A 1,648-nucleotide genomic window follows, 5' to 3' on the forward strand; every position below is an offset into this window, starting at 1 on the left:
GTTCGGACATGAGGCCTGGGAGGTGACGTCACGCCCCGACCCTTATGTCGTCGGCGGCACGTCCGCCACCGCGCGCATGTACAATTACGGCGCCGTTCTGACGCATGTTTCGCTGGTTCATGCCGACCGCAACACGCCTGGCTACATGCGATCGCCGCCGGAGACGCCTTATGTCTACGCGCTGGAAAACGCCATGGACGAAATGGCCGTGGCCCTCGGCATGGATCCTGTCGAGTTTCGTCGCATCAATGAACCGGAGAAGGAGCCCATCGGAGGCAAGCCATTTTCCAGCCGCTCACTCATCAAGTGCTACGACCAGGCGTCGGAGGCCTTTGGCTGGTCGAAGCGCGATCCCAAGGTCGGCTCGATGCGCGACGGCGACTGGCTGGTCGGGATGGGCTGTGCGACGGCGATCTATCCGACTGCCGCCGCGCCCTGCGCGGCCCGGGTTCGTCTCACCGCCGACGGCGAGGTTCGGATCCAGTGCGGCTCGCATGAAATCGGCACCGGCGTTCGCACCATTGCCGGCCAGATGGCGGCCGAAAGACTGGGCATCGGCATGGACAAGATCAGCGTCGAGATGGGCGACAGTGCCTTGCCGCCGGCTCCCGTGTCGGGCGGATCGATCTCGACCGCCAGTGTCTGCTCGGCGGTCATGAAAGCCTGCGACGCGATACGCGAAAAGCTGTTCGCCGCCGCTGCGGGCAGGGGGGCTCCGCTGGCCGGTTCGGGCAATGCGAAGCTGGACTTGAAGGACGAAGAGGTCGTCACCGAGACCGGCAAATCCGCAAAGCTGGCTGATGTCTTCAAGGCTATGCAAGTCGGCGCCATCGAGGAATATGCCGAGTTTGCGCCGAAGGGTTCTTCGCCTGAAGCCCTCAGCAAACTCTATGCCGGACAGTCGGAATTTCATGGTGGAGAGAACGACGAAGATTCGGTCAAATATGCCTTTGGCGCCGAGTTCGTCGAAGTGCGCATCAACAGCTATACACGCGAAATCCGGGCCCCGCGCATCGTCGGGGCCTTCGCCGCCGGGCGCATCATGAACACGCGCACCGCGCGCAGCCAGCTGATGGGTGGCATGATCTGGGGTATCGGCCAGGCGTTGCACGAGGCGACGGAAATCGATCAGCGACACGCGCGCTACGTCAACCGCGACCTGCAGGACTATCTCGTACCGGTCAACGCCGACATCAAACAGGTCGACGTTATCCTGGTCCCCGAAATCGACCATCAGGTCAACCCTGCCGGCGTCAAGGGTTTGGGCGAACTCGGCAATGTCGGAACGGCTGCTGCCGTGGCGAGTGCCGTCTATCATGCCACCGGCAAGCGCATTCGCGATCTGCCGATCAGAATAGACGATTTGATAGGCTGACGATCAAGAGTTCTGGACGAAGCATGGAACTCGTAACCCATAAGAAATTCAAAAACGGAAAGTTGATGCCGTGGGGAAAAGGCACGGTCGTCTCCGGAGCAAAGGGATTTGTCTACCTTTGCGGAAATACGGCAACCGCCGAAAATTATGATCCGACCGGAAAGAGAGGAGGGGGATTCACTGGCGATGCGGCGGCACAGTGGCGTGCAATTCTGGCGAACATCAAATCAGATCTGGAAGAACTCGGCAGCGCGCTCGACTATCTCATCCGGC

The 1,648-nt window shown here is 61.0% G+C and carries 1 protein-coding gene and 1 pseudogene; both read left to right on the forward strand.

What is annotated here, in order from left to right:
* The coding region (locus EN969_RS30210) for a xanthine dehydrogenase family protein molybdopterin-binding subunit (RefSeq protein WP_164758628.1) at nt 1-1,375 on the forward strand (1,375 nt) is incomplete at its 5' end.
* 23 nt (nt 1,376-1,398) lie between these two features.
* A pseudogene (locus EN969_RS30215) lies at nt 1,399-1,648 on the forward strand (RidA family protein); the annotation flags it as partial.

The sequence above is a fragment of the Mesorhizobium sp. M7A.F.Ca.CA.003.01.2.1 genome (genome assembly GCF_003998945.1).
Lineage (GTDB): Bacteria > Pseudomonadota > Alphaproteobacteria > Rhizobiales > Rhizobiaceae > Mesorhizobium > Mesorhizobium ciceri.